This window comes from Halomicrobium katesii DSM 19301 (assembly GCF_000379085.1).
GTDB classification, from domain to species: Archaea; Halobacteriota; Halobacteria; order Halobacteriales; family Haloarculaceae; genus Halomicrobium; species Halomicrobium katesii.
Window position 1 is genome coordinate 19,852 of the sequence record NZ_KB905378.1, and the last position, 12,720, is coordinate 32,571.

10 protein-coding genes and 3 pseudogenes are annotated in these 12,720 nt (G+C 57.9%); 11 read left to right on the plus strand and 2 right to left on the minus strand.

Going from position 1 to position 12,720, the window contains the following annotated elements:
• Positions 1-68 precede the first annotated feature (68 nt).
• The gene (locus HALKA_RS0100115; protein WP_018256078.1) at positions 69-509 is read left to right on the plus strand and encodes a DoxX family protein; all 441 of its coding nucleotides are present in this window, start codon (positions 69-71) and stop codon (positions 507-509) included.
• Positions 510-563: 54 nt separating this feature from the next.
• On the opposite strand, the gene HALKA_RS0100120 is transcribed toward HALKA_RS0100115, so the two are convergent.
• Positions 564-1,520 carry a 1,4-dihydroxy-2-naphthoyl-CoA synthase gene (locus HALKA_RS0100120; RefSeq protein WP_018256079.1) on the minus strand — a complete coding sequence of 319 codons (957 nt, stop codon included), beginning with the start codon at positions 1,518-1,520 and terminating at the stop codon, positions 564-566.
• Positions 1,521-1,727: 207 nt separating this feature from the next.
• On the minus strand, positions 1,728-2,312 hold the full coding sequence (locus HALKA_RS20620; protein ID WP_155119335.1) for a hypothetical protein: 585 nt from the start codon (positions 2,310-2,312) through the stop codon (positions 1,728-1,730).
• Between the two features lie 394 nt (positions 2,313-2,706).
• Here HALKA_RS20620 and HALKA_RS20055 point away from each other — a divergent pair, with 394 nt between their 5' ends.
• From HALKA_RS20055 to HALKA_RS0100185, 10 genes and pseudogenes are all read left to right on the plus strand, one after another.
• Positions 2,707-3,216 (plus strand): helix-turn-helix domain-containing protein, encoded by a 510-nt coding sequence (locus tag HALKA_RS20055; RefSeq protein WP_080505769.1) that lies wholly within the window; start codon positions 2,707-2,709, stop codon positions 3,214-3,216.
• 209 nt (positions 3,217-3,425) lie between these two features.
• Positions 3,426-3,647 carry a hypothetical protein gene (locus tag HALKA_RS0100135; RefSeq protein ID WP_018256082.1) on the plus strand — a complete coding sequence of 74 codons (222 nt, stop codon included), beginning with the start codon at positions 3,426-3,428 and terminating at the stop codon, positions 3,645-3,647.
• A gap of 108 nt (positions 3,648-3,755) precedes the next feature.
• Positions 3,756-4,702 (plus strand): annotated as a pseudogene (locus HALKA_RS18795) (IS1595 family transposase).
• Between the two features lie 106 nt (positions 4,703-4,808).
• Complete coding sequence (locus tag HALKA_RS20625; RefSeq protein WP_018256085.1) at positions 4,809-5,756, plus strand: IS1595 family transposase; 948 nt, start codon at positions 4,809-4,811, stop codon at positions 5,754-5,756.
• Positions 5,757-5,762: 6 nt separating this feature from the next.
• Positions 5,763-6,886, plus strand: a pseudogene (locus HALKA_RS20630) (IS4 family transposase); the annotation flags it as partial.
• Between the two features lie 21 nt (positions 6,887-6,907).
• A pseudogene (locus HALKA_RS22295) lies at positions 6,908-7,168 on the plus strand (outer membrane protein assembly factor BamB family protein); the annotation flags it as partial.
• A 1,536-nt stretch (positions 7,169-8,704) separates the two neighbouring features.
• Complete coding sequence (locus HALKA_RS0100160; protein WP_018256088.1) at positions 8,705-9,022, plus strand: SHOCT domain-containing protein; 318 nt, start codon at positions 8,705-8,707, stop codon at positions 9,020-9,022.
• 228 nt (positions 9,023-9,250) lie between these two features.
• A complete protein-coding gene (locus HALKA_RS0100165) occupies positions 9,251-9,691 on the plus strand; it encodes a DUF302 domain-containing protein (RefSeq protein WP_018256089.1) in 441 nt (146 codons plus the stop codon).
• Between the two features lies 1 nt (position 9,692).
• Positions 9,693-10,253, plus strand: coding sequence for a class I SAM-dependent methyltransferase (locus tag HALKA_RS0100170; protein WP_018256090.1), 561 nt, complete (start codon positions 9,693-9,695; stop codon positions 10,251-10,253).
• A gap of 514 nt (positions 10,254-10,767) precedes the next feature.
• Positions 10,768-12,612, plus strand: coding sequence for an IucA/IucC family protein (locus HALKA_RS0100185; RefSeq protein ID WP_018256093.1), 1,845 nt, complete (start codon positions 10,768-10,770; stop codon positions 12,610-12,612).
• Positions 12,613-12,720 lie beyond the last annotated feature (108 nt).

The following is a 12,720-nucleotide window of genomic DNA, read 5'->3' on the forward strand; positions in this document are numbered from 1 at the left end:
GGCACCGGCGTAGCTGGTAACGTGATGAAAGTAGATAACTTCACGAAATGTCGATGTAGGGTGGTCGCATGATCCCGCTTCAATCGGAGCTCTTCGCCAGCGCCGGCAGTGGCGAGCTGTTCTTGCTCGCACGCCTCCTCTTTGGCGGCGTCCTCGCGTTCATGGGGATGAACCACTTCACGAACACGGCGGACATGGTCGGTTACGCCCAGTTCAAGGGCCTGCCGGCCCCGAAGCTCTCCGTCGTCGGTTCGGGCGGCCTGCTCCTGTTCGCGGGAGCGGGGATCGCCGTCGGCGCGTTCCCGGTGCTGTCGGGCTTCGCGCTCGGGCTGTTCTTGCTGCTGTCGGCCGTCACGATGCACGACTTCTGGTCGATGGACGACCCCGAAGAACGGCAAAACGAGATGACGAGCTTCCTGAAGAACCTGTTCGGTGCCGGCGGCGCGTTCGCGTTCGCGGCCCTCGGTGCGATCGCCTGGCCCTACAGCGTCGGGCTGGCGCTGTTCTAGATCGCTGGCTCGCGTCGGGTGGCGAAATCGGTCACAGATGGACAGCCGACAGTATCAGTAGTGCCAGGGGTAGTCGTCGAAGTCCGGGTCCCGTCCCTCGTTGAACGCGTCCCGCCCCTCCTGGGCTTCGTCGGTCATGTACGCCAGCCGCGTCGCCTCACCGGCGAACACCTGCTGGCCGACCATCCCGTCGTCGGTCGCGTTGAAGCCGTACTTCAGCATTCGCATCGCCGTCGGTGACTTACCGTTCATCCGTTCGGCCCACTCCAGTGCCGTCGCCTCCAGTTCCTCGTGGGGGACGGCCTCGTTGACCATTCCCATGTCGGCCGCCTCCGCGGCGTCGTAGGTCTTCCCGAGGAAGAACACTTCGCGCGCCTTCTTCTGGCCGACCTGCTTGGCGAGATATGCCGAGCCGAAGCCGCCGTCGAAACTCCCCACGTCGGGATCCGTCTGGAGGAACTTCGCGTGGTCGGCGCTGGCGATGGTCATGTCACAGACGACGTGCAGCGAGTGGCCGCCGCCGACGGCCCACCCCGGGACGACGGCGACGACGGGTTTGGGGATGTGGCGAATCTGGCGCTGCACTTCGAGGATGTGGAGGCGGCCGACGTTGTCGGGTGCGTCCTCGCGAGACCCATCGAGCGAGGGCTCGTCGGTCGCGTCGCTGCCGACGGCGTCCTCGCTCCCGATATCTTCGTCAGCTTCGTACTCGTAGCCAGACTCACCACGAATCGACTGGTCGCCGCCCGAGCAAAAGGCCCAGCCGCCGTCTTTCTCCGAGGGACCGTTGCCCGTCAAGAGGACACAGCCCACGTCGGTCAGGCGCTTGGCGTGGGACAGCGCCGTCGACAGCTCGTCGACCGTCTCCGGCCGGAAGGCGTTGCGGACCTCGGGGCGATCGAAGGCGATGCGGACCGCGCCGGTCTCTCTCGCCCGGTGATAGGTGATGTCCGAGAAGTCGTAGCGGTCGATCTCGGCCCACTTGTCGGGGTCGAACAGCTCCGAAACCATGACCCAACGTGCGGTTTGTCGACTTAAGTAGATAACGTGACTGCGGGAATGATTACTTCGATAGGTACTCACTCACCTCTGAGTCATCAAGCCGAGTGAGTGCATTCGACAGAATTATATGGACCAAATACAGATCTATACTTACCAATTGAGCTGCGATATTTCCAATAGTTGTTCACTTAACACACATTCAATGGTTATTATTCCCTATTCAACAGTAAATTCCTCAGCAATTGCTTGAACTCTCCTCTCTTCATTGATACCAAAGTGAATAAATCTGTATGTACCTTTAATTATCTTCTGACAAAGAGTCAGGCTATCCATACTATGTTTCATGCCTTCCCTGGATAGATTGAATTCCCATGTAAAACCACTGCCTGGCTTGTGAATCTTTTCTACACTTGTCCATAGAATTTGCTCTTTGGATTCGTAAATTGGATGCCACTCTGAGCCTATTTTCTTTTCTATTGTATATTTCCCATTATGCCCAGTTCCTTTCTCAGAATTGCTTATGTTTACGAGTGATATAGCTATATCATCTCCTAGACTTACACTATCTCTGTTCGATTGAATTTGCAAACCATTGTGTTCTGAATACACAACATTATCAACGCGCTCAAACCGGTCAACTTCCGAGCAGTTTGGAGTCCCATTATTGTCTGCGTTTGTACCTTGGTCAGTATCTTTGATTGGTGTATTGTCCCTCATACTCGGAGTATTATTTGTATATAGACATCCTGAAATAAAGACGCTTCCTGTACAAATTTGGGCTACGAACTTCCTTCGGTCCATACCAAAGCCAACACTCCAAATTCATATATATTTTCTTTATGCTCTACTATCAACAAAATGGCAGCCATGGTAATACCTCAAAAGGGGTAGAGTAACTGATGTGCTTATTTGATTTTATCTTCTCGGTGCTGGATGTTTGCCGAGTTTGGTTTCAGTTTATACTGCCGTGTTGAATAGCGGCCTCTGAGCCAAGGTGAAGGGACACTGATTTTGAGACCTCTGGTATCAGCCCCTGACAAGCCGACTCAAATTTCGACTGTCCCGGCCAACACCGCTATTCAACAGAGCAGTTTATACTTCGTCGAACGAGTCGAATCGAAGATTCGCCGGCTCGATCCGGCTTACTCATACAGTCGTGCGAAAGTATTTGCCAGCGTAGACTCAATTTGCGGTAATGGGACGGTTAGACGATATCACTCTGGAAGAGCTTCAGGAGCTCCGTGAACAAACAGAGGGTGAGGTTCCTCGAGAACGTGTTCTTGCTGCAATCGGCCGAAAGCAGGGCGATGAACACGAGACACTAGCTGAACGACATGGTGTCGTGGAGAAGACGATCCGCAACTGGCTCGATCGGTTCACTGAAGAACCGATCGAGCAAGCTCCCTACGACGAATCCAGACCAGGCCGCCCCTCGAAGCTCGACAAACACGAACGCAAACAGTTCTTCGAGCGGCTCCAACAATCGCCGACAGAACTCGGCTACGAGCAACAAGCGTGGTCGCCGAAACTGCTCCTTCACCATGTCAAACAAGAGTACGGAGTCGAATACAGCGAAGGCCACGCTCGGAAACTCCTGGGAAAGGCCGGGCTGTCCTGCCGGACAGCACGGCCGCGAAATCACGAGGCTGATCCAGAACAAGAAGCCGAATTTCAACAAACAGTCGAAAAAAACGGCCGAAACTGACCAACAAAACCGTTGTCGCTCTTGCTCAAGCTAGCGAAAAGACTCCGCTTGGGCCGTGTTTAGACGCTCCTCAACCGGCGAGTCACGGGCCGTTGCGGTTGATCTAAAACCTGTCCTGAGTGCCTCATCGTGTCGATCTGTTCGCGGAGCATACGCTGCAAGAGCCGATTTGTACTGCGTCTAAACAAGGCCCTCCGCTTTCTATTCTGATGCTCGAGGGAGAACCCGTTTGTGTCGCCATCTCTATGGCTAATGAACGGAATGAGAAAGCCCACGTCGTGGGATACTCTCCGAAATCAGAAAACTGGGTAATTATCGAAAGCTGGCACGAAGACGAGTGGACAGTTCCCAAGCAAGAAAAAGCGATCGACGACTGGGCAGAGTCTGCTTACGATGAAGCGGATGTAGATCACTCATTCATCAACGTCTGAACGGATATTCTAAATCGCTCTTGCTCAAGCTAGCGAAAAGACTCCGTTGTATGGAAAGCATCCCGTCTCCTGCTATCAGCTGTGACCAAACAACCAGCATTCGGCGGGATGCTTCAGCAACTTGTATCGCTTGGCGCTTTGGAGTTTCGGCCCGAGCCGCTCGACGCCATCGTCGAGCGGCGTCTCAAGACCATCTGGGAACAGGCACCCTGTCCTGATTGTGGCGCGACAACCATCCGAACCTACGACGATCTCGACCGTATCTGGTGCCGTGGCTGCGGCTTCATGAGTACCTACACGCTCGGTACACCGTTCTACGACGCGGAACTCGCCCCCGGCGAGTTCCTCGTCGCCTTCGTCCTCTACGCTGATTCGTTGCTCAGCATCAATCAAATTGCTTCCCTACTTGATCGGGCGTACAACACGATTCACTCGGCGATTCGTGACGTGGAAGCCGCGTTCCAGCGCGGCTTCCCCGTCGTCTGGGATCGCATCGATCACACTCTCGACGGGCCAACGCAGGTCGATGAAACCCAGCAGGTCTGCTCTGGGTACAAGAGACGCGACCCACCGCGGGACGGTCTGTCCCGCGGCGGTCGCCAGAGGGCGGTCGCACACGCTGGAGCGGTGAGCAGGGTGATGAACTGACGCTCGTCGCGGCCTGCCGCGACGTGCTTCGCGTGGTTTCTGCTGAGGAAGGAACGAAGTTCAAGGACGAACTCAAGCCAGTGATCGAAGAAGCTGAAGACCTCTCCCAGCGACTGGAGGAGGTCTGGACGGATGAGTACCCGCCGTATCAACAGATGGAGCACGACCACAGAACGGTGGTTCACGACGAAGCATACGTCTCAGATGCGGGTGTTCACACCAACCAAGCTGAGTGTCTCTGGTCGTTGTTGCAACCGTGGATCGAGAAATTCCGCGGCCTGTCCAAGCAGGGCTTGGAACAGGCCGCTCGTACCTACGGCTTCCTGCGGTCATTGAATCTCGCTGGCGCACCAATCCACGGACTCGTTGACTGCTTCGCTGCCGATATTTTTCGCCAGTCTACGTAAGAGCGTGCAGAGTCGCTCTTGCTCAAGCTAGCGAAAAGACTCCGTTGTATGGAAAGCATCCCGTCTCCTGCTATCAGCTGTGACCAAACAACCAGCATTCGGCGGGATGCTTCAGCAACTTGTATCGCTTGGCGCTTTGGAGTTTCGGCCCGAGCCGCTCGACGCCATCGTCGAGCGGCGTCTCAAGACCATCTGGGAACAGGCACCCTGTCCTGATTGTGGCGCGACAACCATCCGAACCTACGACGATCTCGACCGTATCTGGTGCCGTGGCTGCGGCTTCATGAGTACCTACACGCTCGGTACACCGTTCTACGACGCGGAACTCGCCCCCGGCGAGTTCCTCGTCGCCTTCGTCCTCTACGCTGATTCGTTGCTCAGCATCAATCAAATTGCTTCCCTACTTGATCGGGCGTACAACACGATTCACTCGGCGATTCGTGACGTGGAAGCCGCGTTCCAGCGCGGCTTCCCCGTCGTCTGGGATCGCATCGATCACACTCTCGACGGGCCAACGCAGGTCGATGAAACCCAGCAGGTCTGCTCTGGGTACAAGAGACGCGACCCACCGCGGGACGGTCTGTCCCGCGGCGGGTCGCCAGAGGGCGGTCGCACACGCTGGAGCGGTGAGCAGGGTGATGAACTGACGCTCGTCGCGGCCTGCCGCGACGTGCTTCGCGTGGTTTCTGCTGAGGAAGGAACGAAGTTCAAGGACGAACTCAAGCCAGTGATCGAAGAAGCTGAAGACCTCTCCCAGCGACTGGGAGAGGTCTGGACGGATGAGTACCCGCCGTATCAACAGATGGAGCACGACCACAGAACGGTGGTTCACGACGAAGCATACGTCTCAGATGCGGGTGTTCACACCAACCAAGCTGAGTGTCTCTGGTCGTTGTTGCAACCGTGGATCGAGAAATTCCGCGGCCTGTCCAAGCAGGGCTTGGAACAGGCCGCTCGTACCTACGGCTTCCTGCGGTCATTGAATCTCGCTGGCGCACCAATCCACGGACTCGTTGACTGCTTCGCTGCCGATATTTTTCGCCAGTCTACGTAAGAGCGTGCAGAGTACTTCCGCGACCTCGTCGAGCGCAGTCTCGACGAGGTCGCTGTTCCTAACGCTGTTGACGCTGATATCGACCGGTTCAGAGACGTGATGATCGCTGATGGAACGGTGTTGCGGTTACACGAATTTCTCTCAGATCAGTTCGAAGCCCGCCACGAGGAGCAGGCTGGAGCGAAGCTCCACCTGCTCCATAATACCACAGAGCAGACAGTTAGACGGATCGATACTGCTAATGAGAAAACGCACGACAGCACCCTGTTCGAAACAGGGCCGTGGCTTGATACGGAAAGTTGTAGGTCTTTACCAGATCGATCGCACGCCGTCGTGCGGTCGACTGGGTAAACGCCTACAACCGTCCGTATGAGAACCGCCTCATGTTGTTCGATCTCGGCTACTTCAAGTACCGGCGGTTTGCGCTGATCGATGAGAACGATGGCTACTTCGTGAGTCGGCTGAAGCAGAACGCAAATCCGGTGATTACAGCGGAATTACGGGAATGGCGCGGCCGCGCCATTCCCTTAGAGGGCAAGCAGCTCCGAGTTGTTCTCGATGATCTCGATCGGAAGTACATCGATGTAGAGGTCGAAGTAGAGTTCAAACGAGGACCGTACAATGGGACGCGTTCACTGGATACGAAGCGATTTCGTGTCGTCGGCGTCCGCAACGAGGACGCCGACGACTACCACCTGTACATAACGAATTTGGCGAGGAAGGAGTTCTTTCCGGCGGATTTAGCGGAGATCTACCGCTGTCGGTGGGAAGTTGAGTTGCTGTTCCGCGAGCTGAAGACGCAGTACGAACTGGATGAGTTCGACACAAGCGACGAACACGTGGTGAAGATCTTATTATACGCAGCGCTGCTGTCGCTGCTTGTAAGCCGCGATTTGTTGGATTTAGTTACCGAGCAGGCGGATGATGAGCTCGTGTTTCCGACAGAGCGCTGGGCGGCGACCTTCCGGTCGCACGCCCAGCTCATCCTCCACGAACTCAGTGAATACCTCGGCTACTCACCACCGCCACTGCTTGAACGGTTGATCGAAGACGCTCAAAAGATCCACAAGCAGCGACCGATCCTACAAGAGACACTCGCTACCGCTACACAACCAAGGTGTGAGGCTTAACTAAAGACGGATGGGGGCCTCTCTGCTCTGAATGCCGACTCGGGGGATGTCCTGTGGCAGTACGAGGGTGAGACACTATTTAATCCATCACCGTTGGTCGTCGAAGACACTGTTTTTGTCGGCGGCCGAGATGCTCAAGTCCACGCGGTAGACGCAACCGATGGCACAGGGCAGTGGACCCTCGAAACTGCCGGTGAGGTGAAAGCGCCACCTGTTGCTGCCGATGGAACACTCTACGTTGCCGGTGGGAGCCATCTATACGCTCTCAGTGCAGACGAGTGAACACAGCGTTCGAACGCAACATTGGTCAAAAGAGAAGCCATCGTTCGAGATCGTCAAAGAAACAGACACAAACGGTGGTTCGTTCTGTGCTATCCAGCGACTCGAGACGTGTGAACAGTATTCGTCTGAGTGACGCCACCGTATGCGCACGCTGATAGGACAAATGGGAATAATTCAGTGATCGGAAGACTCAGTAAATGTCATCTACCTCCTGATTGGAAGCGATATCAATGACTAATTTAAACCCGGATCAAGGAGAGCAGGCTGAAGATCTCCTCGAAAAAAAAACGCCACCGGCTGAGGCTTCGAAAGTCAAATTTCGAAGAAGGAGGGGTAGAGCGCGAGTTGTCGAGTTTCTTCAGCGGTATTGCCGGTAGTGACGCAATATCGGTATATTGGAACCCGCGGTCGGTGACAGAGATGCCGCGAGGGAGGCTTTTGCCGATGCCACGATGTCAACGTCGAAGACATCTACTGGAATCAGGTGCCCAAGGTAGATCCCAATGCTGATAATATGGAATGGAATGCTCTGTTGAATCCGCAGACGGGACTGGGATCGAGGCTGAAGACACAGTTATCAGGCTCCATTGGTGACGAATTCTCACAACCGACCTTCGATTGATGGGTCAGCTTTGGAGAGCGAAAACAGATTCTGACTCGCTATCTGTTGCCGACTCCATCTGACACACTGGACGCTACCCCGTCGACTCGGCCGCAGTCACCGGATTCAACGGAGCAGATGTGTACTGTTCACAACATCAAGATCGCTGAAACCGTGAAATCAAGCTACATCTGGCGGTTCACCACAGTCCCGAGTTCTAATATGGGCCTATAATGGCCGTGTTTAGACGCTCCTCGATCGGCGAGTCACGGACCGTAGCGGTTGTCTAAAATCTGTCCTGAGTGCCTCATTGTGTCGATCTGTTCGCGGAGCATACGCCGCAAGAGCCGATTTGTACTGCGTCTAAACAAGGCCGCCTATAATAACAATTGAAACGGTTGACACATCGATCGCACTGTTGTCGTGCGATCGGGTGTGCATTGAGTTTCAATGGCTACTATAGCAACCTGTGGTGCAGGCAATTCCGCACGCTCAAGACCACTGAGTGTGGGCACCCGGACTTCGAGTTCCCGCACTAGTTTCTCCGCTCGAGGGCTGTTGTGAACTTCTCGTTGGGGGCTTCGTCATAGTAGTACTGCCGGTTACTCAGTCTGAAATGATTAAATCAGCTAGTACAGTTGCTGCTTGATACGATGAGAGCGTCTCCGTAATCCTCCAACGAATCCGGTTGCTGGTCCTGTAAGTCACCATCCCGAATTAGCTCGGTGGAGAATGCGTTCGGCCTCAGTGATGAGACCACCTGGAGTTGCGAACGCCCCGGAACAGTTACGACCGAGGGCACGACGTAATTCATTCTAGACATTCTTGTACAGGGGCCGAGACAGTACTCCTGTATATCTGAACGGGTTCATCGATACGCGCCAGAGAGTCCCACTGGCCGAACCGCCGTCGCAGTCGTCGCGTCTCTGATTGGCGTGCCGGCAGCGGTCGTCGGGTTCTTCGGACTGGTCGGTAACCTCGTGGCCGGATTCTTGCTCCTCGTCCCCGCTCTGGCGATGCTCTACATCGCCGCGCAGCTAACAGTCGGTGTCGTCAAGCAGGCGAACGACGCCCCGAAACCCCGATTTCACGACGAGCGAGACGACGCGGCCGAGACACCAGCCGAAACCCTCCGACGGCGATACGCCGAAGGCGAACTGAGCCACGAGGAATTTCGGCAACGCCTCGATCACCTTCTCGACACTGAGACGTCGAAACGAGCGGCCGACGAACGTGACCGGCTCCTCGAATAGATTTTCACCGGTACTACAATATTACTTCCCGATTCGATCGCCTCTCTTCGACAGCCATCACGCTATCGTACCGACGAACAGTCTCTACCGTCTCGTTCGTTCGTGTCGAGAAAGCGGCCAACGAAGTCGCATTTCTTGGCGTCACATCGTTCGCAGTCGCCGATCTCGCTCGCCGCGCTGGGACGACGGCGAAAGAGTTTTTCTGAGTGGCCCCAATATTCGACAGGAATGACGCTCCCTATCGACCCGACACAGATCGATCCCGACGACATCGGCGAGGCCCAGACGACCCTGGAGATGGACCACGAGGACGCCATCGAACACGTCCGAGAGGTGTTTACGGCTGCGGGCTTCGGCGTTCCGGTCGAGTTCTCGCCGTCGGAGATGCTCAACGAGAAGGTCGACGCGGACCGGGACCCCTACTACGTCCTCGGTGCCTGCAACCCGGCCGTCGCGGATCGGGCGCTCGACGCAACCGACAACCGACTCGGCGCGCTCATGCCCTGCAACGTCGTCGTCTGGGAGGAAGCGCCCGGCCGACAGCGCGTCTACCACGTCTCGATCATGCGTCTCGCGCGCCTGGTGGGCATGGCCCCTGACGACGACGTGATGGCCGATATCGTCGCCGACACCGGGGAGATGGTCGACGAAGCCTTCGAGAACCTCTGAGATGGGATTTCACACGTTCGACGCCGCGCGGGCGGACAAGCTTGAGGACGCGGCCCGCCGGTACCGCACTCTCTCGGCCGAGGAACTGCTCTGGGCGCTCTCGCTGGACGGCGACGACGTAATCGCGGACCTCGGCAGCGGGACCGGCTTCTACACCGACGACGCTGCCGCCATCGCCGACACGGTGTATGCCGTCGACGTACAGAGCGAGATGCACGACTACTACCGGGAGAAGGGCGTTCCAGACAACGTCGAACTGGTGACCAGCGGCGTCGCAGACCTCCCGCTGGCCACCGACCGTCTCGACGCCGCGTTCTCGACGATGACGTACCACGAGTTCGCGGACGGGGCTGCCCTCACGGAGATTGCACGGGTACTGACCGACGGCGGGCGACTCGTTGTCGCCGACTGGGCGGCCAGTGGCAGCGGCGACGCCGGTCCACCTCTCGACGAGCGCTTTACCGCGTCGCAGGCGACGGACGCACTCCGAGACGCCGGCTTCACCGTCGAACACGACGCCGTTCGCCCGGAGACGTTCCTCGTGATCGCCACGAGACAGTAGGCCGAACTCCGTTCTGCTAGATATTTTCGAGCGGCCGAACAGTTGCCCGGTGGGGAATCGTCGCTCTCACCGACGGTTCTGGATCGTCCTTTCAGCCACCCGAAGCCACTGTACGGCGCTGTCACGTTCGCCAACTGGCGTGGTTTTTAGGCTGTCCTAAAATCGAAGGCCATTTATTATTTTAGGCTGAGCTAAAAGATATAGTGAAAGACGACGGAGACGAGGCACGACCGACGCGAAGAAAATGCATATTGGCGAGTGGCCGGGCGAGGTCACCGCCGACGAGCTGCCGACGATCTCAGAGGACGAACAGCTGTTCGACCGCGAGGCGCTCGCAGCGGCCGTCACCGGGTCGAACTAACCGCTGATCCGCGGTCTTTTCGCTGTCTCGCTGCACCGATCGATCCGGCGTTCCAGTCGCTCGAAATCACCGGACGACGACCCGACGGGCACGATCGAGAGAAACACTTATTACGTTTTAGGCTAGCCTAAAAACCAACGGGTGATATCCTACATGAGAGACGAGGCCAGTCGTGGCGTTTCGAGTACAGCGGTCGAGCGGCTCCGGACGACCCTGCAGACGGACCGCTGGCAGAGCGCCGATCGCGCGCTGCTCGCGAAGATGCTCGCGGAGTTTACCTACGAAAAACTCCTCGACCCCGAGGAGTACGCCGTCGACGGCGACTGGCGCGTCTATCGCGTCCCGCTGGGCGACACCACCTACGAATTCCGGGCACAGGAGCGGGTCTTCGACAGCTACCGCGTCGATTCGTCGTCGATCCGGAAACGCGTCGGCGACGGTGCGTGGACGGCGGCGAGCGACGCGATCCAGTTCCTGCTCGACGCTCGCGAGACGCTGGGAATCGACGATCAGACGGCGAGTTACCTCGTCCGGGAGTACAACAACACGCTCCTGGCGGACACACACATCGACGCCGACGCCGCCGACGCCGCCGACAGTATCCTGGATCTCGACGCGATAGAGATCGAAGGGGAAATGCGGGGTCACCCGTGGTTCACGGTCAACAAGGGGCGTATCGGTTTCGACTACGAGGACTATCTCCGGTACGCGCCGGAGAACCAGCGTCCCCAGTCACTGCAGTGGGTCGCAGTTCGCCGGTCCGAGGCGACGTTCGCGAGCGTCGACGGGCTCGATTACGACGGGCTGATGGAGACACACCTCGGCGACCACGTCGGCGAGTTCGAACGCCTCGTCTCGGAGCAGGGTCTCGAACCCGCCGAGTACTACCTCATGCCCGTCCACGAGTGGCAGTGGCGGGACACGCTGGCCCAGCTGTTCGCGCCCGCGATCGCGGCCGACGAGATCGTGCCACTCGGAGACGGCCCCGACACGTACCTCCCTCAGCAGTCGATCCGGACTCTGACTAACCGTTCGGACCCGACGAAACCACACGTCAAGCTCCCGATGCGGATACTGAACACGATCGTGTATCGCGGTCTGCCGGGCGAGCAAGCGCTGGCCGCGCCCCGCGTGACGGCGGCGGTCAAGGAGATCCGCGATCGGGACGCGTTCCTCAGTGACGAGTGTGACCTCATGCTCCCCGGCGAGATCGCGAGCATCAACTACGAGCACCCCCAGTTTTCCCAGCTCTCGGGCGCGCCCTACCAGTACCAGGAGCTGCTGGGAGCGGTCTGGCGCGAGAGCGTCCAGTCGTTCACGACGGCCTCCGAGCGGGCGGTGCCACTCTCCGCGCTGTTGCACCGCGACATCGACGGCTCGCCGATCGTCTCCGAGTTCGCCTCTCGGGCGGGGCTCTCGCTGTCGGACTGGATCGACGAGTTCCTCGACGTCCTCTTCGAGCCGTTGCTGCACTACCTGTACAAGTACGGACTGGTGTTCATGCCACACGGGACGAACGTCCTCGTGATCCACCGGGACGGACGCCCGGTCCGGATCGCGGTCAAGGACTACGCCGACGAGATCGCGCTGAGTGACGAACGCCTCCCCGAGGCGTCCGTGATTCCCGACGATCTGTACGACCATCCCGACATCCTCCATCAGAAGGGGCCAGAGGCGCTGTGTCAGCACATCTTCGGGACCGTGTTCATCTGTGTCCTCCGATACGTTTCCGACCTCCTCGAACGGGAAGTCGGCTACGAGGAGACGACCTTCTGGCGGCAGGTCCGGGACAGCATCGAGCGGTACCAGTCGGCACACCCGGACCTGGAGCAGCGCTTCGACCGCTTCGATCTGTTCGAACCCGAGTTCACCCGCCTCTGTCTGAACCGCGGCCGCCTGACCGACTACGGCTACAGCGACGATCCCGAGCCACCGGGGGTGACCGCCCACGGGACCGTGACGAACACGCTCGCCGAGTTGGGCGACGATCGCCGGTAAGCGACGACAGTAAACCGTCTGAAGCGGTTCGCTTACCGATCGACTGCCGTCGCGCTCGGCCGTGCAGTGACTTTCGACGGTTCCAGTCCATCCGCCGGCTGCTGACAG

Bases quoted from the DNA above. Each gene is read 5' to 3' on its own strand.
- HALKA_RS0100115 (WP_018256078.1), top strand. From the start codon at position 69: ATGATCCCGCTTCAATCGGAGCTCTTCGCCAGCGCCGGCAGTGGCGAG.
- HALKA_RS0100165 (WP_018256089.1), top strand. From the start codon at position 9,251: ATGACGCTCCCTATCGACCCGACACAGATCGATCCCGACGACATCGGC.
- HALKA_RS0100120 (WP_018256079.1), bottom strand. From the start codon at position 1,520: ATGGTTTCGGAGCTGTTCGACCCCGACAAGTGGGCCGAGATCGACCGC.
- HALKA_RS20620 (WP_155119335.1), bottom strand. From the start codon at position 2,312: ATGGACCGAAGGAAGTTCGTAGCCCAAATTTGTACAGGAAGCGTCTTT.
- HALKA_RS0100170 (WP_018256090.1), top strand. From the start codon at position 9,693: ATGGGATTTCACACGTTCGACGCCGCGCGGGCGGACAAGCTTGAGGAC.
- HALKA_RS20625 (WP_018256085.1), top strand. From the start codon at position 4,809: ATGCTTCAGCAACTTGTATCGCTTGGCGCTTTGGAGTTTCGGCCCGAG.
- HALKA_RS0100135 (WP_018256082.1), top strand. From the start codon at position 3,426: ATGCTCGAGGGAGAACCCGTTTGTGTCGCCATCTCTATGGCTAATGAA.
- HALKA_RS20055 (WP_080505769.1), top strand. From the start codon at position 2,707: ATGGGACGGTTAGACGATATCACTCTGGAAGAGCTTCAGGAGCTCCGT.
- HALKA_RS0100185 (WP_018256093.1), top strand. From the start codon at position 10,768: ATGAGAGACGAGGCCAGTCGTGGCGTTTCGAGTACAGCGGTCGAGCGG.